This window comes from Thermoanaerobaculia bacterium (assembly GCA_018057705.1).
Classification (GTDB): Bacteria; Acidobacteriota; Thermoanaerobaculia; order Multivoradales; family JAGPDF01; genus JAGPDF01.
On sequence record JAGPDF010000069.1, the window covers coordinates 1 to 26,592 of the forward strand.

At 67.5% G+C, this 26,592-nt stretch carries 20 protein-coding genes; 14 read left to right on the forward strand and 6 right to left on the reverse strand.

Translation table 11 applies throughout. The features are described from left to right. The 6 genes from nrdR to KBI44_16995 form a co-directional block, all read right to left on the reverse strand. A partial coding sequence (gene nrdR, locus KBI44_16970; protein MBP9146171.1) for a transcriptional regulator NrdR occupies positions 1–334 on the reverse strand: 334 nt, incomplete at its 3' end. Between the two features lie 59 nt (positions 335–393). After that, positions 394–2,331, reverse strand: a complete 1,938-nt coding sequence (locus tag KBI44_16975; GenBank protein MBP9146172.1) for a response regulator — start codon at positions 2,329–2,331, stop codon at positions 394–396. A gap of 16 nt (positions 2,332–2,347) precedes the next feature. Beyond that, on the reverse strand, positions 2,348–2,806 hold the full coding sequence (locus tag KBI44_16980; protein ID MBP9146173.1) for a response regulator: 459 nt from the start codon (positions 2,804–2,806) through the stop codon (positions 2,348–2,350). Continuing rightward, positions 2,803–6,618 (reverse strand): PAS domain-containing protein, encoded by a 3,816-nt coding sequence (locus KBI44_16985; protein ID MBP9146174.1) that lies wholly within the window; start codon positions 6,616–6,618, stop codon positions 2,803–2,805. Before KBI44_16985 ends, KBI44_16980 begins: the two co-directional genes overlap by 4 nt. A gap of 118 nt (positions 6,619–6,736) precedes the next feature. Continuing rightward, the gene (locus KBI44_16990; GenBank protein ID MBP9146175.1) at positions 6,737–8,014 is read right to left on the reverse strand and encodes a GTPase domain-containing protein; all 1,278 of its coding nucleotides are present in this window, start codon (positions 8,012–8,014) and stop codon (positions 6,737–6,739) included. Positions 8,015–8,018: 4 nt separating this feature from the next. Beyond that, positions 8,019–8,990, reverse strand: a complete 972-nt coding sequence (locus KBI44_16995) for a DUF2520 domain-containing protein (GenBank protein MBP9146176.1) — start codon at positions 8,988–8,990, stop codon at positions 8,019–8,021. A gap of 81 nt (positions 8,991–9,071) precedes the next feature. On the opposite strand from KBI44_16995, the gene hrcA reads away from it, so the two are divergent. The 14 genes from hrcA (at position 9,072) to KBI44_17065 (ending at position 26,231) form a co-directional block, all read left to right on the forward strand. Next, entirely contained in the window at positions 9,072–10,130 is a 1,059-nt protein-coding gene (gene hrcA / locus KBI44_17000) for a heat-inducible transcription repressor HrcA (GenBank protein ID MBP9146177.1), read from the forward strand. Positions 10,131–10,146: 16 nt separating this feature from the next. Then, on the forward strand, positions 10,147–10,803 hold the full coding sequence (gene grpE / locus KBI44_17005; protein MBP9146178.1) for a nucleotide exchange factor GrpE: 657 nt from the start codon (positions 10,147–10,149) through the stop codon (positions 10,801–10,803). Positions 10,804–10,831: 28 nt separating this feature from the next. After that, positions 10,832–12,694: a molecular chaperone DnaK gene (dnaK, locus tag KBI44_17010; protein ID MBP9146179.1), complete on the forward strand. Its 1,863-nt coding sequence runs from the start codon at positions 10,832–10,834 to the stop codon at positions 12,692–12,694. A gap of 3 nt (positions 12,695–12,697) precedes the next feature. After that, entirely contained in the window at positions 12,698–13,840 is a 1,143-nt protein-coding gene (gene dnaJ / locus KBI44_17015; protein MBP9146180.1) for a molecular chaperone DnaJ, read from the forward strand. Positions 13,841–14,025: 185 nt separating this feature from the next. Next, positions 14,026–14,826 (forward strand): 50S ribosomal protein L11 methyltransferase, encoded by an 801-nt coding sequence (locus tag KBI44_17020; GenBank protein ID MBP9146181.1) that lies wholly within the window; start codon positions 14,026–14,028, stop codon positions 14,824–14,826. A gap of 61 nt (positions 14,827–14,887) precedes the next feature. After that, entirely contained in the window at positions 14,888–15,601 is a 714-nt protein-coding gene (locus tag KBI44_17025) for a 16S rRNA (uracil(1498)-N(3))-methyltransferase (GenBank protein ID MBP9146182.1), read from the forward strand. A gap of 91 nt (positions 15,602–15,692) precedes the next feature. Further along, the gene (gene ilvE / locus KBI44_17030; GenBank protein MBP9146183.1) at positions 15,693–16,607 is read left to right on the forward strand and encodes a branched-chain-amino-acid transaminase; all 915 of its coding nucleotides are present in this window, start codon (positions 15,693–15,695) and stop codon (positions 16,605–16,607) included. 25 nt (positions 16,608–16,632) lie between these two features. Continuing rightward, on the forward strand, positions 16,633–17,817 hold the full coding sequence (locus KBI44_17035) for a type IV pilus twitching motility protein PilT (GenBank protein MBP9146184.1): 1,185 nt from the start codon (positions 16,633–16,635) through the stop codon (positions 17,815–17,817). 67 nt (positions 17,818–17,884) lie between these two features. Further along, positions 17,885–18,982, forward strand: coding sequence for a DUF4388 domain-containing protein (locus KBI44_17040; protein MBP9146185.1), 1,098 nt, complete (start codon positions 17,885–17,887; stop codon positions 18,980–18,982). Positions 18,983–19,085: 103 nt separating this feature from the next. Beyond that, complete coding sequence (locus KBI44_17045; protein MBP9146186.1) at positions 19,086–19,616, forward strand: RecX family transcriptional regulator; 531 nt, start codon at positions 19,086–19,088, stop codon at positions 19,614–19,616. Between the two features lie 64 nt (positions 19,617–19,680). After that, on the forward strand, positions 19,681–22,356 hold the full coding sequence (alaS, locus tag KBI44_17050; protein MBP9146187.1) for an alanine--tRNA ligase: 2,676 nt from the start codon (positions 19,681–19,683) through the stop codon (positions 22,354–22,356). 56 nt (positions 22,357–22,412) lie between these two features. Then, a complete protein-coding gene (locus KBI44_17055; GenBank protein ID MBP9146188.1) occupies positions 22,413–23,042 on the forward strand; it encodes a lytic transglycosylase domain-containing protein in 630 nt (209 codons plus the stop codon). A 34-nt stretch (positions 23,043–23,076) separates the two neighbouring features. After that, complete coding sequence (pgsA, locus tag KBI44_17060; GenBank protein MBP9146189.1) at positions 23,077–23,667, forward strand: CDP-diacylglycerol--glycerol-3-phosphate 3-phosphatidyltransferase; 591 nt, start codon at positions 23,077–23,079, stop codon at positions 23,665–23,667. Then, positions 23,664–26,231 (forward strand): MMPL family transporter, encoded by a 2,568-nt coding sequence (locus tag KBI44_17065; protein MBP9146190.1) that lies wholly within the window; start codon positions 23,664–23,666, stop codon positions 26,229–26,231. Before pgsA ends, KBI44_17065 begins: the two co-directional genes overlap by 4 nt. Positions 26,232–26,592 lie beyond the last annotated feature (361 nt).

Here is a 26,592-nt window from a genome sequence, read left to right on the forward strand (position 1 = left end):
CGAAGGCGCCGATCTCGCTCGTCGAGAGCTCGCGGTCCTCCTGCTCCGTCAGCAGGCTCTCGGCGGCGTCCACGATCTCTTCGAGCTGGCGCAGCGACACCGGACGCTTCTCGCAGGCCTTCTCGAGGCCCTTGAGGAGCTTGCTGCGGTCGAAATCCTCGCGCGAACCGTCGTTCTTGACCACGCGGTAGGCGATCTCCTCGACCTTCTCGTAGGTCGTGAATCGGCGATGGCAGGCGAGGCATTCACGCCGGCGCCGGATCGTCACGCCTTCGCGGCTCTCGCGCGAGTCGACGACCCGGTCCTGACTCGTTCCGCAGAAGGGGCAGCGCATGCCGCAACTCTAACGCAGGCCGGGCCGGCGGTTCGCGCACCGCGGCGCTCCGCGGATGGTCAGGCGCCTGTCGGAAGGTCGCCTGGCGAGTCCAGGACGTTCCGGACCTTCGTCCTCAGCCCCGCCATCGTGTAGGGCTTGGCGAGGAAGTGAGTGCCATCGTCGAACGGACCCTGGTGCAGGATGGCCTCGTCGGTGTACCCGGAAGTGAAGACGATCTTCAGCTTCGGGAACCGGGCAGAGAGCCGCTTCGCCAGCTCCCGGCCGCCCATTCCCGGCATCACGAGGTCGGTGAGAACGAGGTCGACCGGAGCGGCGTGGTGCTCGAGGCAGGCGAGAGCCGCATCGCCGTTCTCCGCGTCGAGAACCGTGTAACCTGCCCCTTCGAGAAACCGCCTGGCGAGACTGCGCAGCGGAGCCTCGTCTTCGACGATCAGGATCGTCTCGGAGCCTCGCGACGCCGACTCGACCGCAACGGTGGCGGTCGCTGTCAGTGGCCCTGCGGACCGCGGCAGATAGATGTCGAAACAGCTCCCCCGACCGAGCTCGCTCTCCACCCAGATGGAGCCGCCGCTCTGCTTGACGATGCCGTAGACCGTGGAGAGACCGAGCCCGGTACCTGTTCCCGCGCTCTTGGTGGTGAAAAATGGCTCGAAGGCCTGAAGGCGCGTGGACTCGTCCATCCCGATGCCGGTGTCGCTGACCAGCAGCTGAACGTGCGGGCCCGGTCGCGCCGCCGGATGTCCGGCGGCGTAGGCCTCGTCGAGCGTCACGTTCCGGGTTTCGATCGTCAGAGTGCCGCCGCGCGGCATCGCATCGCGCGCGTTGATGGCCAGGTTGATCAGCACCTGCTCTATCTGCACGGGATCGACTCTTACGAAGTCGAGGTCGATCCCGGGAATGAACGCCACGGTGACGTCCTCTCCGAGCAGCCGCTGGAACATGGCGAGCATGTCCGGAAGAAGCGTGTTCAGGCTCAGCACCTTGGGCTGCAGGATCTGCCTGCGGCTGAAGGCCAGGAGTTGCCGCGTCAGTCCGGCGGCCAGCTCTCCGGCTTTGCGCAACTCCTGCAGGTCCGCATACAACGGGTCGTCCTCCGTCCGATTCGTCTGGGCGAGGTCGACCGTCCCGAGAATCACCGTCAGCAGGTTGTTGAAATCGTGGGCGATGCCGCCGGCGAGCCGCCCCACACTCTCCATCTTCTGGGCCTGCAGAAACTGGGCCTCCAACAGCTTTCGCTCGGTGATGTTGTGCGAAACCGTGTAGAAGATGTCCACTTCACCGTCAGCGGCCTTGTGGGCCAGGAGAGCCATCAAGACCGGGATATCGCGACCGTCCCGGTGAAGAAACGCTCCCTCGCCCTCCCATAGGCCGTCGCGAACAGCCGCGGGCAAGAGAATCTCGGCCAGCCGTTGGTTCATCCAAGCCGGATGTACATCGCTGATCTTGAGCCCCCCCAATTCCTCGTCTTCGCCGATTCCGCACATCTTCCGGCCGTACTTGTTGATGTACTGGATCTGCGTGGTTTTCGCATCGGCGAAGCCAATAAAGTCCGGGCTGGCCTCGACGAGGGCAGCCAGTCGCTCGCGTTGCGCCTCCGCCCGATGGAGCTCCTTCCTCTCCTCGACCTCGAGCAGAGCCCGCCGCACCGCCGCACCCAGACGGGAGAGCCGGTCCTTGAGTACGTAATCCGTGGCGCCGTGGTGAAGGCCCTCCACCGCAATCTCCTCGCCCAGGGTGCCGGAGACGAGAATGAAGGGCACACCGGGAAACTCCCTGTGAGCAAGTGTCAAAGCTGACATGCCGTCGTAGCTGGGGAGGCTGTAGTCGGCGAGAATCAGGTCCGGCCGAAACTCGAGGAGCTGCTTGCGGAAGTCCGCTTCGGTCTCGACACGCAGCGCCGCGAACTCGATCCCCTCCTTCCGCACTTCGCGCAGCATCAGCTCCGCGTCGGCCGGCCGGTCCTCCAGGATGAGAATGCGAAGCACTTCGCTCATCATCGGCGCCTCCGGTTCAGTCTTTCGCGACCGGCGTGGGCGGTTGATTCAACAACAGCCAATACAGGCCCAGGTGGGCCACCGCTTCGGAGAAGTTCTCGAACTCCACCGGCTTGACGATGTAGCTGTTCACGCCCAGGCGATAAGTCTCCACGATGTCCTGCTCTTCGCGCGACGAGGTCAACACCACCACCGGGATCTGCCGGGTTCGATCGTCGCCCTTGAGCCGGCGCAAGACTTCCAGCCCGTCGACTTTGGGCAGCTTGAGGTCGAGCATGATTACTTTCGGAGTATGGTTGATTCGCTGTGACGCGCCCGTGAGCGCGCCGAAGATGAACTCCAGCGCCTCTGCGCCGTCCTTGACCCACACGACATGGTTGGCCAGGTTGCGCTTCTTGAGCGCCCGCAAGGCCAACTCCCCATCGTGCAGGTTGTCTTCCACCAGCAGGATTTCGACCCCGTTTGCGTTGCTCATGATTCTTCCCTCATGTCAGGCAGTGAGAAGTAGAAGGTCGCGCCTTCGTCGACTTTGCCATCGGCCCAGACGCGCCCGCCGTGGCGGTGGACGACGCGTTGGACCAGGGCCAGCCCCACGCCGGTGCCTTCGAACTCCTCTGTGGAGTGCAACCGTTGAAAGACCCCGAACAGCTTGTGGGCATATCTCATGTCGAATCCGACGCCGTTGTCCTTGACGTAGTAGACGGCCTGCCCATCTTCCAGGCGGCTTCCGATCTCGATCACCGCGGGGTTTCGAGGTTTGGTGAACTTGATGGCGTTGGAGAGCAGATTTCCCAATGCCACGCGAATCATGGCCGGGTCGCCGTGGGCCGGCGGGAGCGGTTGCAGTTCCAGGCGGAAGACTCGTTGCGGGGCGTGGCCCGCCTGTTCGTCGAAGACGGCTCGAGCCATGGCTGCCATGTCGATGTCCGAAGCCTCCAGTTTCCGGCGGCTCAGCTGCGAGAAGGCGAGCAGATCGTCAATCAGTTGTCCCATGCGCCGGGTTTCGCCGGAGATGACGCCGAGCAGGCGGCGGCCTTCGGGGTCGAGACGGCTCTCGTAGTCCTCCAGCAGGATGCGGCCATAGCCATCGATCGCCCGCAGCGGTGCGCGCAAATCGTGCGACACGGAGTAGCTGAACGCCTCCAGTTCCTTGTTGGCCGTTTCGAGCTCGGCGGTCTTTCGCACCAGGGCTGCCTCGGCTTCCTCCCGCTTGCGTTCGCTTCGCCACGCCGAAAGGAGACTTGCACACGCCTGCACGACAGGCTCGAGATGGGCGATCAATTCCTCCGAGTAGCCACCGGGGCGGTTGGCGAGGCCGATGACCCCCACGAACCGGTTGTTCGAATGGAGGGGGAGGCCGAGGAAGGCGTTGAGCGCCGGATGACCGGGCGGAACACCTCCACGGCGTGGATCGCTCGGCGCGTTGTTGGCGATCACTGGCTTCCCTGTAGCCATCACCGCGCCAAAGAGCGATTCCAACTTCGTGAAGCTCAGCTCGCCGGAGACAAATTGCGCATACATCTGTCGCGTCTGCTCGTTCCAGGAGATGTCCGTAATGGCTCTTGCGGTCAGATAGGGCTTGCCGTCCGGGGTGTAGAACATCTCGTCGATGAAACCGTATTCGCTCCCGGTCAAGTCGAGCAGGCTGTCGAGCAAATCATCGAACATGTCTTGTGAAGCATCGGCTGCGATGAATTGCGCCTGCGAACGATAGATGACCTCGATGAGCGAACGGTTGGCCCGCAGGTCAGCGTTAGCCGTTTCGAGTTGTGCCGTGCGCTCATGCACGCGCTGCTCCAGTTCCGCGTTGAGGCTGCGGACCTCCTCCTCCGCGTGTTTCTGCGCGGTAATGTCCTGAAAGAAGCCCAGCACTGTGCGGCGGGTCGGATCGGCCCTGCCAATCGAATGGACGTAGCGCCGGTTGCCCTTGGCGGTGACGATCTCCAGTTCCACGTCAAAAGGCTCGCCCTGCTCGATCGCACGCTGCACGGCCTGCGCGATGATTGGGCGGGAAGCGGGTGCATAGAAATTGACGCCTGCATCCACCGTTGGTTGGTAGGTTAGATCCACTTCGTGGATATGGAAGACCTCTTCGGTCCAGGTCATCGCCTTCGTCTCGGTGTCAAACTCCCAGCTTCCGACCTTGCCCAGTTTCTCGGCCTCGGTGCGCAAGTTTTGCGCTTCAACTAAGTCCGCCTCCGCCTGCTTGCGCTCGGTGATGTCCGTGATCGACCCGATCCAGCGAACGGGCGTTCCTTCCGGCGTTCGGGCAGCCGCGCCACGCGCCCACCACCAGCGATACACCCCGTCCTTTCGCCGCACACGATACTCGATGTCATAGGGCGCGTGTCCTTCCAGGTGGGCCTGAATCGCGGCTATCGTGTGCGCCAAGTCGTCCGGATGGACCGAGGCTGTCCAGCCGTCCAGGGTCCGGGGAAACGCACCCGGCTCATAGCCGAGCATCTCGTCGACCTTCCCCAGCCACTGCACGCTCTGCTTCAGATCCCAGTCATAAACCACGTCGTTTGCGGTCTCGGAAGCAATGCGAAATCGTTCCTCGCTCGCGCGCAGCGTTTCCGCCGCTGCCGCCTCTCCCCGGTAGAACCGCAGGCTCTGCTGCCGCCAGACCAGCGCGACGCCACCCCCCGCTGCGAGGAGCAGTCCGCCGGCCATGACGATCATCTGCCAGAGCTCCCCCACCATCGGCCCATAGGCTTCGGTGGCGTCCATGCGGGCGACAAGCGACCAAGGCGAATCCGGAATCGTGCGAGTGGCCGCCACCACTTTCGCGCCCCGGTAGTCGACACCGTCTGTCACGCCCTCTCGGCCCAGGGCGGCCTGAACCGCGGGCATGGTGGTGCGGTCCAAGGGCACGCGCAGATTCAGCGTCGTGTTCCTCTGGAACCGGAGCTCGCTCAGAAAGAGCGCATCGTTGCCGTCCCGGCGGACGAGCAGCGTCTCGGCGGTAGGGCTCGGCGTCGGCCAGCGCTTGATCGCGGGAAAGAGATAGGACTCCGGATTGATGCGCAAAGCGAGAACGCCCAGCGGCCGGCCAGCGTCCTGTGCGTCGAAAATGGGGACCAGGATCCCCAGATAGACCTTCATGTCGTAGTCGTTGCGGTAGAAGTCCTGAAACATGATCTGGCCTGACCGCAGAGTTTCCGCAATCGCGCTTTCCTTCGGGGCGGAAACGGGGGGAAACCCGGCGGGCGAAGACAGGCGGGTGATGCCGCGGACATCCAGGAGGCGAACCCGGTCAGTGTCGCTGTGTTCCTGGAATTTGACGATCCACTGCAGGAGTTGGCGCTGCGCGTCCGCGTCCTCGGGCCGGTCGAGGAGCCGCCGCATCTGGGAGGAAATCTGGGCGTTCTGGAAGAACAGTGAGGCGTCCCCCAGCCGCTCCTTGCGCCACTGCACGATCTGGTCAACCTTCAGGTCCGCGATCGCCGAAAGCTGGCGCCCCACCTCCGAGCGGTAATGTCGCCCGTAGTCCCGGTAATAGAACGTGCCAGTCGAGACAATGCCCGCCGCCAACAGGAAGAAGACCAGCAGAAACGCCAGCCCGACGCGGGGCCTGGGTTCTGCAATGGACATCGCGGAAGCGGCTATCTGCGACATGCTTTCCTGCCACGCGATCCGCGCCAGCGAAACGCCCAGGACCGCAAACAGCGTCGCGGTCGGGAGCGCCATCATCGTCAAGCCCCCCCAGCCATAGGTGCGGAGGGCCGGTGAGAAGTAGGAGAGCATCTCCACCAAAGCCATGGTTGTCACCAGCGAGCCCAGCAGCGCCGCAGCGACCAACGCCCGTTTCGTCTTGCGAGCGACCCCGGCGAGCTCCAGTGCCGACGCGATGAGGACAAAACAGAGTGCCGTATCCGGCGCCATGCGACCCGGATGCGATGTGCCTACTGTCCCGGCAGGCTCAGGGAACAACCACAGATCGATTCCGGCGTTCCAGCCGAACGCATATTCGCTCAGCGTCAGCAGACCGATCAGGCCGGCCAGCAGGGCGCAAAGTCGTACGAGGCGGGAGACGAAGGCGGCAGGTCGAAGGTTGAGGGATGAGTGCGGGCGGAAGGAAAACAGCAAGCCCATTCCGGTCAGGATGAAAGCCAGGGCGGTGTTCGGCTTGACGCTGACCCAGCCCGGGAGGATGCTCTTCAGCGCGCCGAGGTCGAGTGCCCAGCCGACAAGGACCGTGACGCCGACGAAGACTGCCAGAGCGCCCGCCGACATTGCGGTGACCCTCTGGAATCCGCTCGACGGCGATGCCATGTCAAGAGTCATCGGATGAGCCTCTGGACTTCCGGCTCCTGCTGAAACGGGATGCGTGTGCGGTATCAGCGCCGCCTAAGCCACGATACGCCCGGCTTGGGGAAAAGAGCCACCCTTTCAGGGAGGGCGGTCAGTCCTTGGACTTGAGCTGGACGTTCAGCTGCAGCAGGACGCGCTCGAGGCTCTTCGCGTCCTGGATCTCGATCGGCAGGTCGCGGATCGCTTCGACGACCTTGCGGTCCTCGTCTTCGATCCGGAGATTGAGCAGAAAGCGGCGCGCACGGGTGAACTCGCCCCGTTTGAGGGTGAGCTCGACCGAGCGGTGGATCTCGCCCTTGCCGTTGAGCACCGGGTACTTGGCGTGCGCACCGGAGGCCACGGGCTGCGCCGGCGGCGGTGTCGCCAGAGAGTGCGGCGCCGGGGGAGCGGCGGCGGAAGCGACGGGCGGAGCCGGGGCGGCCGTCAGGACGGGCGCTGCGGCCCGCGGTGGATGCGGGACGGCCGCGGCCGGCGAGTGCATGGCCTGACGCCGGATCTTCTCGAGCTCGGCGAGGACATCCACCTGGCTCGACTTGGATCGGGCGGCCGGAGAGAGCGGCGCTATCTTCGCGGCCGGAGCCGCAGCGGGGCGTGTCACGGGCAGCGGCTGCGTCGCGGGCTCGAGCGTCACCGGCGGGCGCGCCACCGGGGCGCTGCCCGGCGGCGGGGAGCTCGGAGCCGCCGCTCCCGTCGATGCCGGAGAGAGGGCGGCCGGACGAGCCGGCGCCGGCGCCGGGACGGCGACGATGCGGCCCTGCGAGCTGGTCTCCGGCCCCGGCTTGCTCAGCCGCTTCTTCAGGTTGAGCAGCGTCAGCTTCGAGATCCCCTTGAGCGTCTCGAAGACCCCCTGCCCGGTCACCGCGGAGGCGCCGAAGCTCGGCCAGCCGTGCGGGTTCAGCGCCTGCTCCATCTCTTCGATCGTGCAGACGTCGGGCAGGTCGCGCTTGTTGTACTGCAGCACGATCGGCATGGTGTCGACCGTCAGGTTCATCTCCTCCAGGTTGATCTGGAGGTTCTTCAACGATTCGAGGTTGGCCTGCAGCATCGGCCGCTGGGAGTCGGCGACGAAGACGACGCCGTCCACGCCCTTGAGCACGAGCTTGCGCGTCGTGTTGTAGAACACCTGCCCGGGGACCGTGTAGAGCTGGATGCGGGTATTGAAGCCGGCGATCGAGCCGACATCGATGGGCAGCAGGTCGAAGAACAGCGTCCGGTCGGTTTCGGTCTCGAGCGAGACCATCTCCCCCCGGCTGTCCTGCGAGGTGTGGCCGTAGATGAACTGGAGGTTGGTGGTCTTCCCGCACAGACCGGGGCCGTAGTACACCACTTTCGCCGCCATCTGCATCGTGCTGTAGTTGAAGAAGACCATGGGCTCAGCCTTGCGGCTTGGGCGACGAAGTTAGCACCCGATCTTTCGTCAGGTCAAGGAGATCCGTGCGTGCGAGGCGCTCCGCCAGGGCGATCCGGGGCGGATCGGGAGCGCTGATGCGCGCCCGCTGGCGGAGGCTCTCCCGCGCCAGGGCGACGACGACGGGCGCTGCTTCGGGAGCGCTGCGGAGGAGTTGGGCAAGCTCGTGGAGGAAGGTCTCCTGGTCGCCGCGTGCCGCCGGGCCGGTGATTCCCGCAGCGGGATCGGGCCGCGCGAGGGCCCCTGCGAGGGCGTCGGTCGCCAGCCGGTCCAGTCCCTGGCGCACCTCGGCCGGCAGTCCGCACCGGGCGGAGATCTCCATGGCCGTGGAGACGACGGTCGCGACGGCCCCGGCCATCAGCGTCGCGACGAGGTGATAGAGCGGGCGCTGCGCCTCCCCGACGGGAGCGGCTGTGGCGTCCAGGGCCGCGGCGAGGCGTCGTCCGAGCGCCAGCGCCGGCAGGTCGCCGTCGAGAGCGAAGAAGATCCCCGCGGCCTCCGCCACGTCGCTCGTGGGCGCCGGGAAGGCCCGCAGCGGGTGGAACCCGCCGATCGCCGAACCTGCTGCGCGCAGCGGTGCGAGCACCGCCGCCGGGGCGACTCCCGAGACGTGCAGCGCGACGCGGGCCTGCGGGCGGGCGGCGAGCGTCGCGGCGAGCCCGGCGAGTGCGCCGTCAGGAACGGCGATCAGCAGGAGGTCCTCGCCGGCTGTGGAGAGCCGACGGGTGTCCACGGCAGGCACTGCGTGGCGCTCGGCGAAAGCAGCAAGACGAGAGGCGCCCGTGCAGGGCTCAGAGCCAGCAGGGCCGGGGCGCCCCGCCACCTGGAGCAGCCTCCCGCCGCGGGTCGCGATCCAGTCCGCCAGGCTCTGGCCGACCGCTCCGGCGCCGATCAGGCTGAAGCGCAGGCCGTCGAGGGCCGGAGGCGGGGGGCTCACTGGGGTAAAATACGCGGGTCCGGTGGCTTACGCAACGCAAGACAGCAGGCAGGTCCCCGGAACAACTGTCCAAAAACCGAGATGCGAACCGTCCGCCCAGCCGTCGAACTGACTCCCCGCGATCGCGAGATCCTGCGGGATGTCGTGCAGACCTTCATCCTCGTCGGTGAGCCGGTGAGCTCGCGCGCGGTGGCGAAGCATGTCCAGCATGGGGTCTCGGCGGCGACGATCCGCAACGTCATGGCCGACCTCGAAGAGTGGGGCTACCTCGAGCAGCCGCACACCTCCGCCGGTCGGGTGCCGTCGAGCGCCGGCTACCATCTTTATATCGAGTCCCTGATGGCGAAGGGGAGCCTCTCGGAGGACGATCGCCGGCGCATCGACGGCGACCTCCACGGCGGTGAGGCGGCGCCCGGCCGGCTGGTCGCCCTGACCTCGCAGCTGCTCTCCCGCCTCTCCGGACAGATCGGCATTCTGGTGACCCCGGCGATCGGCGACACGGTCCTGCGCACCGTCGACTTCGTGCCGCTCTCCGGCCGCCGGGTTCTCTGCGTGGTCGTCTCCGAGGCCGGATTCGTCGAGAACAAGCTGCTCGAGATCGAGGAAGAGCTGTCGCGGGAAGAGTTGGTCCGGATTTCGAACTATCTGACCGAGAACTTCCGCGGCAGAACCCTGCGCAACATTCGCGAACGTCTCCTCGCAGCGATGACCGACGAGCGGACGCAGATGGACGAGCTCCTCGGGCGCGCGATCTCCCTCGCCCAGCGCTCGCTCGAGTCGACTCAGGGGCCGGAGGTCCTGGTCGAGGGCACGGCGCTGCTGCTGGCGCACCCGGAGCTCGAGAATCTCTCCCGGGTCCGCCTCCTGCTCGATACCTTCGCCGATCGCCAGCGTCTGGTCGGCCTGCTGAACCAGTGCATGGTCGGAGGGGGGGTCCGGGTGGTGATCGGCGAGGACAGCTCGGTGACCTCCGATCTCGGATTCAGCCTCGTGGCGCGCCCGTTCGGCAGCGGCGAGAGCGGTCAGGGTACTCTTGGCATCTTCGGTCCCTCGCGCATGGCCTACGAACGCATCATTCCTTTGGTCGACTATCTGGGAGAATCCCTGTCCAAGGCGCTCGAGGCGAGCGCGAACCGGTAGGGAAACTGGAGCTGTCATGAGCGAGCGCAACGACTCCGATACAAAAGCCGAAGAGGGAAGTTCTTCCCCGGACGGCTACGAGGACACCGTCGTCGAGATTCTGAGCCTCGGCGACGACGACGACGCGGATGCCGCGACTGCCCCCGACCGCGCCCACGACCCTGGCACCGCGTCCGACTCCGTCGCCGTGCGCCGCCTGGACTCGCAACTCGCCGCGGAGCGCGAGAGAGCTCTGCGTCTGCGCGCCGATTTCGACAACTTCCGCAAGCGGACCGAGCGCGATCGCGCCGAAATCGAGCGCTACGCCTTGACGGACGTGCTGCGCGAGCTGCTGCCGGTGGTCGACAATCTGGAGCGCGCCCTCTCGGTCCAGAGCGGCCAGAGCGAGGTCGGCGACCTGCGCAAGGGCGTCGAGATGATCGCCCGGCAGTTTCAGGAGGTGCTCAAGCGCTACGGGCTCACGCCGATCCCGGCCCTGGGAGAGCGCTTCGACCCGTCGGTTCACGAGGCCGTCATCCAGGAGGAGTCCGACAGTGTCGCCGCACCGACGGTGGCGCTCGAGCTGCAGCGCGGATACCGCCTGAACGACCGGCTCCTGCGGCCGTCGATGGTGAAGGTCGCCGTGCCGAGAGAGACGACGGACGACGGCTCCACCACGGATTCGTCGCAGTAGCACGCGGCCACAAGGAAAAGGGGACACTGTGGGGAAGATCATCGGCATCGATCTCGGAACGACGAACAGCTGCGTCGCAGTCGTCGAAGCGTTCTCTCCCCGGGTGCTGGCGAACCGGGACGGAAGTCGAACGACGCCTTCGATCGTCGCCTTCACGCCCGACGGCGACCGGCTGGTCGGACAGATCGCCAAGCGCCAGGCGATCACCAACCCGCAGCAGACGGTCTTCGCGGTCAAACGCCTGATCGGCAGGAAGTTCAGCGATCCGAACGTACAGCGGGCGCGCGACCTCCTGCCCTACGCCCTCGTCGAGGCGGCGAACGGTGACGTGAAGATCCAGATTCGCGACCGCCAGCACAGCCCGGAGGAGATCTCCGCCTTCGTCCTGCGCGAGCTCAAGGCGTTTGCCGAGGAGGCTCTGGGAGAGCCGGTCCGCGAGGCGATCATCACGGTCCCGGCCTATTTCGACGATTCTCAGCGCCAGGCGACCAAGGACGCCGGGCGCATCGCCGGTCTCGAGGTGCTGCGCATCCTGAACGAGCCGACCGCCGCGGCACTGGCTTACGGCCTCGACCGCGGCACCGCGAATCGCAAGATCGCGGTCTACGACCTCGGGGGCGGCACCTTCGACATCTCGATCCTCGAGCTCTCCGAGGGCATCTTCGAGGTGCGCTCCACTTCGGGCGACACCTATCTCGGAGGCGAGGACTTCGACCAGCGCATCATCGACTGGCTGATTCAGGAGTTTCGCGGCGAGACCGGGATCGACCTGCGCGGCGACCGCATGGCGCTGCAGCGGCTGAAGGAGGCCGCGGAGCGCGCCAAGTGCGAGCTCTCGACGGTGGCGGAGGCGACGATCAACCTGCCGTTCATTTCCGCCGACGAGAACGGCCCGCGGCATCTTTCCCGCGTGCTCACCCGCACCGCCTTCGAAGAGCTGGTCGCCGAGCTCGTGGCGCGTACCGAAGGTCCCTGTCGCGACGCCATCGAACAGGCCGGACTGGCCGCGGAGGAGATCGACGAGGTTCTGCTGGTCGGCGGGCAGACGCGCACGCCGCTCGTGGGGCAGACCGTCGAGCGCATCTTCCGCCGCGCTCCGAACCGCGACATCAACCCCGACGAGGTGGTGGCGATCGGCGCTGCGATCCAGGGCGGCATCATCCGCGGCGACATCAAGGACCTGGTTCTTCTCGACGTCACTCCGCTGTCGCTCGGTATCGAGACCCACGGCGGGCTGTTCGTCCGCCTCATCGAGCGCAACGCCACCATTCCGACGAAGAACGCCCAGATCTTCACCACCGTCGTCGACAACCAGGACACGGTGGAGGTTCACGTGCTCCAGGGCGAGCGCGAGATCGCCAACGAGAACCGATCGCTCGGCCGTTTCGAGCTGGTCGGAATTCCGCCGGCGCCGCGCGGCGTGCCGCAGATCGAAGTCACCTTCGCCATCGACTCGAACGGCATCGTGAGCGTCTCGGCGCGCGACGTCGCGACCAACCAGTCACAGACGATCCAGATCAACCCCGCAGGCGGCCTCTCCAAGGAGGAGATCGATCGCCTGGTCACCGAAGCCGACCAGTTCGCGCAGGCAGATGCCCAGAAGCGCGAGATGCGGCGGCTCAAGAATCGAATCGAGGGACTCATCTACACCAACGAGAAGGTGCTCTCCCAGTTCAGCGAAAGCCTTCCCGAGAAGGACCGCAAGCGGTCCGCCGAGACGCTGCTCCGCGCCCGCATGGCGCTCGCCAGCGACACCCGCGCCGATCTCGAAACGGCGCTGTTCGATCTCAACGCGACCTCGCGCTCGCTCTCGGAGTTGATGATGAGCCGGGTCGGCGAGTCCGGAACTGCGGGCGGTCTCGAAACCGGCGGCGCCGGATCCAGGGGCTGACGGATGGCGACTGCCGAACGCGCCCGGCGCGACTACTACGAGATTCTCGGCGTCGAGCGGACCGCCTCCGACAAGGAGATCAAGGCCGCCTACCGCAAGCTCGCGTTGTTGCATCATCCGGACAAGAACCCCGGAGACAAGGGCGCGGAGGAGCTCTTCAAGCAGGCGGCCGAGGCTTACGCCGTGCTCTCGGACGCCGAGAAACGCCAGCGCTACGACCGCTTCGGGCACCAGGGGGCGCAGAGCTTCGAGGGCGGCTTCGACCCCTCGACCTTTTCGGACTTCTCCGACATCCTGGGCGACCTCTTCGGATTCGGCGGCTTCGGCGGCTCCGGTCAGGGCGGCAGGGGCGGCAGGAGTCGCGCCACGCCCGGAGCCGACCTGCGCTACGACCTCGAGATCGCCTTCGCAGAGGCGGCGTTCGGCGTCACCAGGAGCCTCAAGGTCCCGCGCCTCGAGAGTTGCGAGGCCTGCGGCGGCAGCGGTGCCGCACCCGGCTCCGCGCCGGCGCGGTGCGCGGGCTGCGGCGGGCGCGGGCAGGTCCACTACACCCAGGGTTTCTTCACCCTGGCCCGCACCTGCCCCCGGTGCCATGGCGAGGGAGTCACCATCTCGGATCCGTGCAAGGAGTGTCGCGGCGAGGGCCGCGTCGAGAAGGTGAGGACGCTGGAGGTGAAGATCCCGCGCGGCGTCGACAACGGCGCGCGTCTGCGCCTGGTCGGCGAGGGCGAGCACGGCCGTCGGGGCGGTCCGAAGGGCGACCTCTACGTCGTTCTCGCGGTGGCGCCCCACGAGCGCTTCGAGCGCGACGGACACAACGTCCTCTCCGAGGTCGAGATCGGCTACGCCCAGGCGGTGCTCGGAGCGGAGGTCGAAGTCGAGACCCTGCACGGCAAGGAGGAGGTCGTGATCCCGGCGGGAACCCACCACGGCGAACAGTTCCGGCTCAAGGGCAAGGGGATCGACCGGCTCGGAGGCTCCGGCCGCGGCGACCATATTGCCCTCGCGGCGATCCGCGTCCCGGCGCCGGGCGATCTCGACGACGAGCAGCGCGACCTGCTGCGCAAGCTCGCGGAGCTCGAAGGCCGCCCGGTGAAGGAGGAGCGCGGCGTCCTCCATCGCGTCCGCGACCTGTTCGGCGGATGAGCGGCCCGACGGGGGGGCCGAAGGGTCCCCCGTCGGGTCCCGCAGTCGGTCCGAGATACCACCGGCTGCGCATCCGCGTCCCGCAACAGCTGGATGAGTCCGCGGAGATCGTCGCTGCGTGGGCCTGGGACCGGGGAACGGCAGGAATCGAGTTTCAGACGGGTCCGAGCGGCGAGTCCATCCTGGTGGCAACCTTCGAGGCAGAAAAGCTTCCGGTAAAGGGTGATCTGCGAGATCTCTCGGCGCTGGTGCCGGGAGTCGAAGTCGTCGACTCCGGTCCGGTCGAAGAGAAGGACTGGCTCGCGGCGTGGCGGGAGCAGGCCGAACCGATCGAGCTCGGCTCACGGCTCGTGGTGGATCCGCGTGAGTGGGACCTCGCCGTCCCGGCCCTTCAAGGGACATCTCGTGGCGGGTTCGGTGCCGAAGGCGCGAGCGGCGGGCGTTTCGTACTGGCCATTCCTGCACGGACGGCGTTCGGTGTCGGCAGCCACGAGTCGACGCGGCTGGCCTACGATCTCCTCGAGGCGACGCCGCTCGCCGGCAAGAGGGTCCTCGACGTCGGCTGCGGCTCCGGGATCCTCGCCATGGCGGCGCTTCTCCTCGGCGCCCGCGCCGCGGTCGGCTTCGACTTCGACCCGGCCGCGGGCCTCCTCGCCGGCCAGTACGCCCGCCACAACCGACTTGCGCCGATGTTCTACACCGGCACGGTCGCCGCCCTGGCGACCCCGGCAACCGACGCGGCGAGGTTCGAGGTCGTCGTCTTGAACGTGCTGCCGCACGAGATCGCCGACGAGCTCGGCGAGGTCATCGCCCAGCTCGCCCCCGGCGGCGACCTCCTGGTGTCCGGCGTCCTGGCAACGGAGGGCGAAGCCGTCCGGTCGGCGATCGAGCGCTGGGGATGCGACTTCGCGGGCCTAATCGTCGCCGGCGAATGGATCGGATTGCGCTTTTCTCGAAGGCCGGCACTCGCCGCGGCAGCCGAATGATCACGAATCCTCCTTTACCGGTCCTTTTCTTTCGTGAAGCGGCAGTGGTCGCCCCGACCCGATGACCACCACCCTCCATTTACCGGTCTTTTTCTCTGCGGCGACGGCGCTCGTCGAAGACGAAGCCCACCACCACCTCTTCAAGGTGAAGCGCCTGCAGACCGGCGAGCGCCTGCGGGTGGTGGACGGAGAAGGCCACGCCCGCTGGGCGAAGATCACCGGCATCGACAAGCGGGCCGCCCGCCTGGAGCTCGGCGAAGCAGCTCCCGCCAACGAGCCGGAGCTCGCCGTGGAGATCTTCGTCGCCGCTGCGAAACCGGACCGGATCGCCTGGCTGGTCGAGAAGGTGACCGAGATCGGCGTCGTCGCCATCCGGTTCATCGCGACCGACCGCGAGGCGCGCTCCGTCGAAAGCTCCCAGCTCGCCCGCCTGCGACGGATCGCCATCTCGGCGGTCGAGCAGTCGGGTCGATCGGTGGTGCCGGCGCTGGCGATGGCGGGCGGGTTGCGCGAAGCGCTCGCCGCCGCGGGCGAGACGGGGCTCGCTGTGGCGGTTCTCGATGCCGCGGGCGCCGCGGCCTGTCCTGTCGCCGGCGCAGCCGGGAGTTGCGGCCTCTTCGTCGGACCGGAGGGCGGCTGGAGCCCGGCGGAGATCGACCTCTTCCGCGACCGGCAGATTCCTTCATGGTCGCTCGGTCCGACCGTGCTCCGGGTCGAGACGGCGGCGGTGATCGCGGCGGGCGTGCGGCTCTGCGGCGGTGACCTCGCGCGTTGACACCCCCCGGACCGGGGGTTACCATGGCGGCGATTTCACGGAGGTAGACAACTTGTCGGAAAGCCCATTCGCGGGAATCCGTTTCGTCTGGATGAACGGCCGCCTGGTCGAGTTCGAGAAGGCCACGGTGCACGTCATGGCGCATGCCATGCACTACGGCTCCGGACTCTTCGAGGGCATCCGCTGCTACAGGACACCCACCGGACCGGCGGTCTTCCGCCTGCAGGAGCACCTCAAGCGGCTCGAGAACTCGTGCAAGGTCTACCGCATGGAGATTCCGTTCAGCCGCGAAGAGATGACCCAGGCGGTTTTCGACGCGATCCGCAGCAACGGCCTCGAGGAGTGCTACATCCGGCCGATCGTCTATCGCGGCTTCGGCACGGCAGGCATCAACCCGCTCAAGTGCCCGGTCGATGTCGCCATCGCCGTCTGGTCCTGGGGCCGCTACCTGGGCAACGACGCGCTCGAGCACGGGGTCGACGCCTGCGTCTCGACCTGGCGGCGCATGGGGGCGGGAAGCTCGCCGGCGATCGCCAAGGCGACCGCCAACTACCTCAACTCCCAGCTGGTGAAGATGGAAGCGGTGACCAACGGATTCGCCGAGGGGATCGCGCTCGACGATCAGGGCTACGTCTCCGAGGGCTCGGGAGAGAACATCTTCCTGGTTCTCGACGGACAGCTCATGACCCCATCGATCTCGTCCTCGATCCTGCCCGGAATCACCCGCAACTCGATCCTCCGGCTGGCCGAAGAGATGGGAATCCCGATCCGCCGCGAGGGTATCCCCCGCGGCGTTCTCTACACTTGCGACGAGGCCTTCTTCACCGGTACCGCGGTCGAGGTCGCGCCGATCCGCAGCGTGGATCGCATTCCCGTGGGCGACGGCAAGCCCGGTCCGATCACTCGCAGGCTCATGAACGAATACCTGGGCATCACCCGCGGCGAGATCGCGGACCGCTTCGGCTGGCTCACTCCCGTGCCGGCCGCAGTCGCGCAGGTCTCCTGAAGGGCGGTCCTCGCGGAGGAAGCGAATGAACGTCAACGATCTCCTCAAGATCGCGGTCGAGCGCAAGGCCTCGGATCTTCACCTCAAGGTCGGCAGCCACCCCGTCCTGCGCGTCGATGGCACCCTCCTGCCCCTGCCCGAGGTCAAGCGCCTGATGCAGGAAGACACGATCGCGATGGCCTTCTCGATGATGAACGCGCGGCAGAAGCAGCGCTTCAAGGACGAGTTCGAGATCGACATCGCCTACTCGGTGCCCGGCCTGGGGCGCTTCCGCTGCAACATCTTCCAGCAGCGCGGCACGGTCGGCCTGGTGTTGCGCGTCATCCCGGGACGCATTCTCACCATCCGCGAGCTCACGCTCCCGCCGGTGCTCGAGCGCATCTGCGAAGAGAGTCGGGGTCTCGTGCTCTGCACCGGCACGACCGGCTCCGGCAAGTCGACCTCGCTCGCCTCGATGATCGACTTCATCAACTCCGGGCGCAGCGAGCACATCGTCACGATCGAGGACCCGGTCGAGTTTCTGCACCGCGACAAGAAGTCGATCGTCAACCAGCGCGAGATCGACGTCGATACCCGGACCTTCTCCGGCGCGCTGCGTTCGGCGATGCGACAGGATCCGGACGTGATCCTGGTCGGCGAAATGCGCGACTACGAGACCATCGAGACCGCCCTGCTCGCGGCCGAGACGGGCCATCTCGTGTTCTCGACCCTGCACACGCTGGACGCGACAGAGACGATCAACCGCATCATCGCCGTCTTCCCCCCGCACCACCAGAAGCAGATCCGCATCCAGCTCGGCCAGGTCCTCAAGGCGGTGATCTCGCTGCGCCTCCTGCCCCGCGCCGATGGCAGCGGACGGGTGCCGGCGGCGGAGGTCATGATCGTCACTCCGTACATCCGCGACTGCATCGAGAACAAGGAGAAGACCAAGTACATCCGGGAGCAGATCGCGCTCGGCACCAGCCAGTACGGCATGCAGACGTTCGACCAGTCTCTCTTCCAGCTCTACAAGGCGGGGCTCATCACACTCGATGAGGCCATCCGGCGGGCGTCGAATCCCGACGAGTTCAAGCTCAAGATCCAGGGCGTCCAGTTCACCTCCGACGTGTCGCGCGAGGAGATGGAGTCGTCGATCGAGCTGCCGGGCTCGTTCAGTCCGACCGAGGAGTCGGCTTTCGAGGTCGAGCGCTTCGAGGGTCCCAAGCGCTGACGCCGGGCGCCCGGCCCGCGGCCTTACGAGCCCTGCGCCGATGAAACGCGCGGGCTAGAATCGAGCCATGGAGTTCACCGGCCGGCTTTCCGCCTTCCCAGCCTCGAACCTCCTGCAATGGGCGCTGACCGAGCGTGTCACCGGCACGCTCGTCGTGCGGCGCAGCCAACGCGAGAAGCGGATCGGCTTTCGCGTCGGCAAGATCCTCGATTGCCGGTCGAACCAGGCGACGGAGCATTACGGGCAGCACCTCGTGGCGCACGGTATCCTCGGCGCCGAGGATCTCGCCAAGGCGCTGGCGCATTGCCGGCTGCGGCGCCTGCCGCTCGGCGAAACCCTCAGCGACCTCGGGCTGCTCGACGAGGCGAGCCTGCGCGCGAGCCTGGCGCAGTCGATCCAGGAGTCGGTGCAGGATCTCTTCTTCTGGAGGCAGGGGTTGTTCTACTTCCAGGAGGGCACGCCGCCGGCCTCCCGGCTCGAAGTCGAGGTCGAAACGACCGAGCTCCTGCTCGCGGGAACGCACTGGATCGACGACCAGGCGAGGATCCGGGGTGTTCTCACCAGCGACAGCGTCGTCGTGCGCCCCGGACTGAACCGGACATCGGAGGACCTGCTGCTCTCGCCCTACGAGCTGCGGATCGTCCGGAGCGCGGCGCCCGAGGCTTCGCTCTCCGACCTCTATCTGCGCACCGGAGGGGTCCATTTCCCTTTTCTCTCGGCCTGCTATGGATTGGTCACGCGCGGTGCGCTGGAGATCGTGCGCAACGCCGAGGAGAATGCCGTCGCGTCGCGAGAGATCGACCTGCGCGAGCTGCTGCTCAGCCTCCAGGCCGAAGACGAAGTCGTCGTCGGCGCTGCGAGCGCGATCTTCCCGCTCGAGGTGATCGAATCGCTGGTTCCGGCCTGGATCCGCAAGCCCCTGTCGAAGGAGCTCGAGGCGATGCCGATCCGCGAGCGCGCTTTCCTCGACGGCTTCGACGGCAGGACCACCCTGCGCCGGCTGCTTTCGCCGGCGGTCGAGGATCGCGCCGACCAGATCGAGCTCCTGCTGGTCGAGCTCAGGAAGCGCAATGTCGTGCTCCTGCCCGCGAGCCTCGAGGACGTCGACCGCCGCCTCGACGGCGACTCGCCGATCCGGCGCCTCGTGCGCAAGCTGAAGAGTTGAGGGCGAGCCGAGAGTGAACGATCGGGGGGAGGGCAGGGGCGCGAAGGTGCCGCGGTCGTTCCGGGCGGCCCGGCCCCCGCAGCTGCCGCGGCCGGAGGCGGAGATGAGGGAGCCCGCACGGCTCGTTCCGGCCGCAGACAAGGCAGCCCGGCTGCTGGCTTTGCGGCCGCACTTCCGGCGGGAGCTCGAGGTGAAGCTCGAGCGCTCAGGGTACGGGCGCGCGGAGGTTGCCGAAGCGCTCGAGAAGCTCGTGCGGCTGAAGCTCCTCGACGATCTCGCCCTGGCGCGGGCTTTCGTCGAGACGGTGGCCCGACGCAAGGGCTGGGGACGGATGCGCGTGGCGCAGGAGCTCGCCCGGCGCGGTGCTCCCGAGGAGGCGGCGCAGGCGGCGCTCGCCCTGCGTTCGCCGGAAGACGATCTCGAGGGTGCCCGCGAAGCAGCGCGGCGCTTTCGCAGCAAGAGCAGCGGCGCTGCCTCCGGAGATGCCGGCAGGGCGGAAGCGCTCGCCCGTCATCTTTCTCGCCGGGGCTTCGCGAGTAGTGCTATCTTCAAGGTTCTAAAAGAGATGGCGGCGTCAACCTCGCGTCTTTCCGAAGCTCGCGACGAGGGGAGCGAGGCGGCGTCCGAAGATTGACTTGGAAGGCCGCACCTGCTTCCGCTTTCCCGCGAAAGAGTTCCCCGTGAGCCGAGTGAAATCGATGCGCAGCTCCGAGATCCGCCAGAGTTTCGTCGACTATTTCAGCGCCCGCGGCCACCGCCCCGTCGCGAGCTCGCCGCTCGTGCCGCACGGCGATGCGACGCTGCTGTTCACCAACGCCGGAATGGTCCAGTTCAAGGACTACTTCACCGGCGCCGCGACGCCCGAGTACCCGCGCGCCGTCACGGTGCAGAAGTGCCTGCGGGTGTCGGGCAAGCACAACGACCTCGAGAACGTCGGTCCGTCGCCGCGCCACCACACCTTCTTCGAGATGCTCGGCAACTTCTCCTTCGGCGACTACTTCAAGGCGGAGGCGATCGAGTTCGCCTGGGAGCTGGTCACCCGGGTCTGGGGCCTGCCGCCTGCTCACCTCTTCGCCTCGGTCTACGAGCAGGACGACGAGGCCGCGGCGCTCTGGAGCCGGATCTCCGGGCTTCCCCCCGGGAGGATCGTCCGCTGCGGCGAGAAGGACAACTTCTGGGCGATGGGGGAGACCGGCCCGTGCGGTCCGTGCAGCGAGATCTACGTCGATCGCCGGCCCGATCTGCCGGAGGTGGGTTGGGACGAGGGTGCCGACAGCGGCCGCTATCTCGAGATCTGGAATCTCGTCTTCATGCAATACGAACGCGCCGCGGGCGGTGCACTGACGCCGCTGCCGAAGCCCTCGATCGACACCGGCGCCGGGCTCGAAAGGGTGGCGGCGGTGGTCGCCGGCGTGGACTCCAACTACGACACCGATCTCTTTCAGCCGATTCTCGCCGGCGCCGCGGCCCTCGCCGGCAAAGCCTACGGGCGCAACGCCGAGCACGACATCTCCCTGCGGGTGATCGCCGACCACCTGCGCGCCACCGCTTTCCTGCTCGCTGACGGCGTCATCCCCACGAACGACGGGCGCGGCTACGTCCTGCGCCGTCTGCTGCGGCGCGCGGTGCGGCACGGCATGCGCCTCGGCTTCGAGGCCCCGTTCCTCTGCCGTCTCCTGCCGATCGTGGACGAGGCGATGGCCGGGGCCTACGGCGAGCTCAAGGCGACGCAATCGGCCTCCGAAGCGACCATCCGGGCGGAGGAGGAGAAGTTCTTCGACACTGTCGCGATCGGTTCGCGGATGGTGCAGGAGGGGATCGAGGAGGCGAAGAGCGCCGGCCGTCGCGAGCTTTCGGGCGAGCAGGTCTTCCGCCTCTACGACACCTACGGGCTGCCGATCCAGTTGCTGCGCGAGATCGCCGAGGAGGAGAAGTTCGCGGTCGACGAGGCCGGCTTCGAGCAGGCGATCGCCGGCCAACGCGAGCGCTCGCGCGCCGCGACGGGCTCGGCGCTGCGCTCCAAGCAGTTCGTCGATCTCGCCCTGGCGAAGAACCCCGAAGCCCAGACGCCGACGAGATTTGAAGGTTATGAAAGGCTTTCAGTAAATGGAGTGAAGGTCGTCGCGGCGGTGGCAGGTACGGAGCCGCCAGGTGGCCCAGGCGAAGCAATCGACGGGCTCGGCGAGGGCGAACCTGGCGTGCTCGTGCTCGAACGCACGGTCTTCTACGCCGAGAGCGGCGGGGAGGTCGGCGATCAGGGCGAGATCCGATGGCCGGGCGGACGGGCTCTGGTCGAAGACACCACCAAGGACAACGCCGGTCGCGTGCTGCACTGGGTGAAGGTCGTCGAGGGAGCGATCCGGAGGCCTTTTCCCTTACTGGAGCTTTTTGTTTCTGAAGACTTTCGCCGCTCGACCCAGCGCAATCACACCGCGACGCATCTGCTGCATGCGGCGCTGCGCGAGGTCCTGGGCGAAGGGGTTCGACAGGCCGGATCTCTCGTCGCGCCGGAACACCTGCGTTTCGACTTCACTTATGGCAAGCCTCTGACGGAGGACGAGCGGACGCGCGTCGAGCAGCTGGTCGACGACTGGGTGCTGCGCGCCGTGCCGACCCGCATCACCGCTGACCGCGACCCCAAGGAGGCGATCGCCGCGGGAGCGATGGCGCTGTTCGGCGAGAAGTACGGCGATCGGGTACGGACGGTCGAGGTCCCGGGTTTCTCGCTCGAGCTCTGCGGCGGTTGCCATGTCGGCAACACCGGCGAGATCGGCCCGTTCGTCCTGCGCTCCGAGCGCGGCGTGGCCTCCGGCGTGCGGCGCATCGAGGCCCTCACCGGCGAGGGGGCTTTGCGATACCTGCGTCAGCGGGATCGCGACCTCGCCACAGTCGAGGCCGGTCTCGGCGCTACGGCCGGCCATGCCGAAAGCGAGCTCGCGAAGCTCAAACGGGAGCTCCGCGACCGCGACGCCGAGCTCGCGAAGATGCGGGTGAAGCTGGTCTCGGGGAGTTCGTCCGGCGCCGAAGAGCAGGTCGTGGCCGGCATCCGGATCGTGGTGCGCGAGGTGCCGCCCGCTCCTCCCGCGGAGCTGCGCAACTTGGCCGACCTGTTGCGCGCGAAGCTCGGCTCCGGAGTCGTCGTTCTCGGCGTCCGGCAGGAGGGCAAGGTCACGCTGATCGCCGCGGTGACCGACGATCTCAAGGCCCGTGTGCCGGCCGGGAAGCTCCTGAAGGCGCTCGCCGGCCTGGTGGGCGGCTCGGGGGGCGGCAGGGACGATTTCGCCCAGGCGGGCGGCAAAGAGCCCGAAAGACTGCCCGAGGCACTGGCCGGGGTGGCCGGGGCGGTCGCGGAGCTGGCCGGCGGCCCGGGCTGAGCTGGCAGCCCCTTTTCGACGCCGGGCCGGTTGGGGAGTAAAATCTGGAGGACGCCATGCTCCGAGCCTTGGGAATCGCCTGCCTGATCGTGACCGCGCCCGCGCTGCAGGCGGGGACGACCTCGATCCAGGTGCGCGAGGACGGCACGAAAGTGATCATGAACGAGCCGTCCGAGGCCCGCTCGATGCGCCTCTCCGGCCGGCTGCTCGCGACGCCGGACCCCCTTCTCGCCGAGGCGATCGAGCGCCATGCGCGCGAACGCGACCTCGAACCGCGGCTCGTGCAGGCGGTAGTGCAGGTCGAATCGGGATACAACCAGCGGGCGCGGTCGAACAAGGGCGCCATCGGCCTGATGCAGCTCATGCCGGGGACGGCCACCGACCTCGCAGTCACCGACCCCTGGGATCTCGACCAGAACCTGCGCGGCGGCACGAGCTATCTCCGTCAGATGATGGATCGTTTCGGCGACCTCGAGCTCGCGCTCGCCGCCTACAACGCCGGCCCGGAGGCGGTGGCGAAGTACGGCGGGATTCCGCCCTACGAAGAGACCCGCAACTACGTGCGGCGGATACTCCACCTGTTCGACGGTAGCGGCGACGGCGTGCTCGACGGGAGCCGGGTTTTCATCGTGCGCGATGCCAACAACCAGGTGCGACTGACCACCTCCAGCGTCGCCCGGCCCTAGCCGGGACGCTCAGCCCACCGACGACGCCCAACGGATGTCGAATCTTCCCAACATTCTGACATCCGTCCGGATTCTGCTCGTCCCGATCCTGGTCGTCGTGCTGCTGACCAGATTCGACGGCAAGGAATTCGTCGGTCTCGGGCTCTTCCTGCTCGCTGCGCTGACCGATTTCCTCGACGGCTACTTCGCGCGCCGCTGGAACCTGGTGAGCCGTTTCGGACAGCTCCTCGACCCGGCCGCCGACAAGATCCTCATCGCTGCCGCGTTCGTCTCCCTGGTCGAGCTCGATTCGAGGGTCACGCCCTCCTGGATGGTGGTCGCCATCCTGGCGCGCGAGTTCGCCGTCAATGCGCTGCGCAGCCACGCCGCCGCCGAGCAGATCGTGATCCCGGCAGGTCTGTCGGGGAAGATCAAGACCGGCGCCCAGATCGTCGCCATCTCGCTGCTCATCATCTACAACAAGCTGGGTGAGTTCTCCCACCTCGCGCCGATATCGCTCTGGGTCGCCGTCATCGTGACCCTGTACTCGGGCATCGACTACTTCGCGCGCTACTGGCGCCGCATCGGCAGCCCCATGGGCGGGCCGCCGCCGCCCTCTGCTCCGCAGCCGCCGGCGATCGCTTGAACCCGCAGCGTCCGCTCGAACGTCTGATTCTTTTCGCCGGCCGGCGGCACCGGCTGGTGTTCATCGTCTTCCTCCTGGTCGTAGCAGTGAGCACCGGGCTCGCCTTCCGCCTGCGCTTCGACCCTGATGTGCTGCACCTCCTGCCGAAGAAGAACCCGGGTGTCATCACGTTCCGCGAGACCCTCGAGCAGTTCGGCAATATCGACTACTTCGTGGTCGGCATTCGCATTCCCGAAGATGTGCCGCTCGACCCGTACGAAGCGCTCGCCGACGAAGTCGCCCTGCGGATGAGCGAGTCGCCGGAGTACTTCAGCGCCGTCGAGTCGTCGATCGGCGAGCCCGAGCAGCTGCTGCGCGAGTTCCTGCCGCGCGCCGTGCTCTTCCTCGACGCGCCGACGCGGGAGCGTCTGGCCGGGGAGCTCACCGGCACCGCGATCCGCGATCGCGCCCGGGAGCTCAGGCGCACCCTGGAGATGCCGCAGGCGGTGGCGCTCAAGGACCTGATCAAGCTCGACCCGCTCGGAATTTCCGGCATCTTCCTCGATCGCCTCGGCGGGCAGCGCGGCCCGCTGGCGGTCGACTGGACCAGTGGCCGCTACCTGTCGCGCGACCACCGGCTGCTGCTCATCCTCGGCAAGCCCACGCACCCGCCGCAGGACATCGACTTCAATCGCCGGCTGGTCGACACAATGGAGCAGACCGTCGCCGCCGTCGCCGGCTCGTGGAGCGAGCTCGCCGAGGGGAGCGACGCCCCCGTGCCGGAGGTCTTCTTCGGCGGCCGCTACATGATCGTCCTCGACGACACCGGGCTCATCCGGCGGGACGTCATCGTCAATGCGGCGACCTCGATTCTGAGCGTACTGATCCTGTTCTACATCGCCTACCGGCGCACCTCGCTGCTGCTGCTGGTCTTCTGGCCGCTCGCCTGTGGCCTGGCGATCACCTTCGGGTTCGCCGCGCTCGCCGTCGGCGTCCTCTCCTCGGCGACCGCGGGGGTCGCGGCGCTGCTCGTCGGCCTGGGCGACGACTTCGTCATCGTGCTCTACGGCCGCTACGTCGAGGAGCGTCAGCGTGGCGCCTCGGTGGCCGACTCGATGCGCTCGATGGGCGGCGCGACGGCGCGCGGCGTGGTGCTCGGCGCCATCACCACCGCCGCGACGTTCTACGCTTTCCTGATCACCGACTTCACCGGCCTTTACCAGATGGGGCTGATCGTCGGCACGGGCGTGCTCTTCTGTCTGCTCGCCGTCCTCTTCCTGGTGCCGGCGATGATCGGTTGGAGCGAGGCCCATCACAGCAAGCGCGAAAGCGCGCCGCGACTGCACATCTTCGCCTTTGGCATCGAGCGGCTGACTCGGATCAGTACCGCCAAGCCGCGGACCACCCTGGCGGTGGCCGCCCTGGTGAGCGTCGCGGCGTTCGCGGCGGCGCCGAAGCTGCAGTTCGACGACAACGTCGAGGCGCTCCGGCCGCCGGGAAATCGCGGCATCATCGCCCAGAGCGAGATCAACTCGCACTTCGGTTCGGGTTTCGAGTCGATGTCGCTGGTACTCAAGGCGCCGACGCTCGCCGAGGTCCTGGCGCTCGCCGACGAGGCGGCCACTGCGGGGCGCCGGCTGGTCGCCGAAGGGCGATTGGGCGGGGTGGACGCGGTGACTTCGGTGTTGCCGCCGCCCGCGATCCAGCAGGAGGCGCTCGATTGGGTCGCCGCCGAACGCCCCGGCCGGCTGGACATGGTCCGGATCCGCTCCGAGTTCGCGCTAGCGCTCGAGGAAGAGGGCCTGCGGGTCGAGCCGTTCGCCGACGGGCTCGACCTGCTGGCGAGCACGCTCGCGCCGGCCGGGCCTCTCACCCGCGAGGGCGTGCTCGCGGTGCCGCAAGGCAAGTCGCTCCTCGACCGCTACCTGGTGGAGACGCCCGAGGGTTGGCGCAGCGTCGTCAAACTCTACAACCTCCCCGGCCGGCCGAAGCGCGAGATTCCCGAGGCCGCCATCGATCTCGAGGCGAGCCTCGGACCGCAGGCCACGCTCACCGGCATGAACGTCTTGTCGCGGAGCCTGCGCGGCGAGATCCGCCGCGACGCCCTGGTTTCGGGGATCATCGGCCTCGCGCTGGTGGTCCTGCTGCTCTGGGTCGACTTCCGCAACGCGCACACGGCGCTGCTCGCGCTCATCCCCCTGCTCCTCGGCATTCTCTGGATGGTCGGCGCGATGGTGGCGTTCGACCTCCACCTGAACTTCATGAACATCTTCGTGATCACGATGATCATCGGCATCGGAGTCGACTACGGGATCCACGTCATCCATCGCTATCGCGAAGAGGAGCGGCTCCCCGGTGGCGACCCCGCGGCCGCCGTCGAAGAGACCTCACGCGGCATCTTCCTCGCCGCCCTGACCACCATCGCCGGCTTCGGCTCGCTCGCCACGTCGCACTACCCCGGCCTCATCTCGATGGGGTTGGTCTCGATCCTGGGAACCCTCGCGACCGCCCTGGTCGCGATCGTCGTGATTCCCGCCTACCTGTCCCTGCGCAGCAGCCCGCCGCTCGCGGAACGCGCAAAGTAGGAAGGCACCACCTACTCCCGCAGTTGGGGACGTGCTGAAGCCCGTCATCCCCGCCCCTTCCGTCGAGCCCCGGCTGCCGGGCTGGAGCGTGTCCCCGGCGTACCCCACGGGTTGGCGTGGTCGTCTCCCGCAGCTGGGGACATGCTGAAGCCCGTCAACCCCGCCCCCGCTGTCGAGCCCCGGCCGCCGGGCTGGAGCGTGTCCCCGGCGTACCCCCGGTGGTAGACGGCGCGGTGCTCAGCGCCGGCGCAGCAGAAAGAGCAGCACCGGCCCGGCGGCGAAGCCGGCGAGGTGCGCATACCAGGCGGTGCCGCCGGCGAGTGATCCCGGCGGGGCGGAGAGCGCCCCGTAGAGCTGCAAC

Excerpts from the sequence above, each read along its gene's own strand:
- KBI44_16975 (MBP9146172.1), bottom strand. The coding sequence starts at position 2,331 with ATGAGCGAAGTGCTTCGCATTCTCATCCTGGAGGACCGGCCGGCCGAC.
- KBI44_16980 (MBP9146173.1), bottom strand. The coding sequence starts at position 2,806 with ATGAGCAACGCAAACGGGGTCGAAATCCTGCTGGTGGAAGACAACCTG.
- KBI44_16985 (MBP9146174.1), bottom strand. The coding sequence starts at position 6,618 with ATGACTCTTGACATGGCATCGCCGTCGAGCGGATTCCAGAGGGTCACC.
- KBI44_16990 (MBP9146175.1), bottom strand. The coding sequence starts at position 8,014 with ATGGTCTTCTTCAACTACAGCACGATGCAGATGGCGGCGAAAGTGGTG.
- hrcA (MBP9146177.1), top strand. The coding sequence starts at position 9,072 with ATGCGAACCGTCCGCCCAGCCGTCGAACTGACTCCCCGCGATCGCGAG.
- grpE (MBP9146178.1), top strand. The coding sequence starts at position 10,147 with ATGAGCGAGCGCAACGACTCCGATACAAAAGCCGAAGAGGGAAGTTCT.
- dnaJ (MBP9146180.1), top strand. The coding sequence starts at position 12,698 with ATGGCGACTGCCGAACGCGCCCGGCGCGACTACTACGAGATTCTCGGC.
- KBI44_17025 (MBP9146182.1), top strand. The coding sequence starts at position 14,888 with ATGACCACCACCCTCCATTTACCGGTCTTTTTCTCTGCGGCGACGGCG.
- ilvE (MBP9146183.1), top strand. The coding sequence starts at position 15,693 with ATGAACGGCCGCCTGGTCGAGTTCGAGAAGGCCACGGTGCACGTCATG.
- KBI44_17035 (MBP9146184.1), top strand. The coding sequence starts at position 16,633 with ATGAACGTCAACGATCTCCTCAAGATCGCGGTCGAGCGCAAGGCCTCG.
- KBI44_17040 (MBP9146185.1), top strand. The coding sequence starts at position 17,885 with ATGGAGTTCACCGGCCGGCTTTCCGCCTTCCCAGCCTCGAACCTCCTG.
- KBI44_17045 (MBP9146186.1), top strand. The coding sequence starts at position 19,086 with ATGAGGGAGCCCGCACGGCTCGTTCCGGCCGCAGACAAGGCAGCCCGG.
- alaS (MBP9146187.1), top strand. The coding sequence starts at position 19,681 with ATGCGCAGCTCCGAGATCCGCCAGAGTTTCGTCGACTATTTCAGCGCC.
- KBI44_17055 (MBP9146188.1), top strand. The coding sequence starts at position 22,413 with ATGCTCCGAGCCTTGGGAATCGCCTGCCTGATCGTGACCGCGCCCGCG.
- pgsA (MBP9146189.1), top strand. The coding sequence starts at position 23,077 with ATGTCGAATCTTCCCAACATTCTGACATCCGTCCGGATTCTGCTCGTC.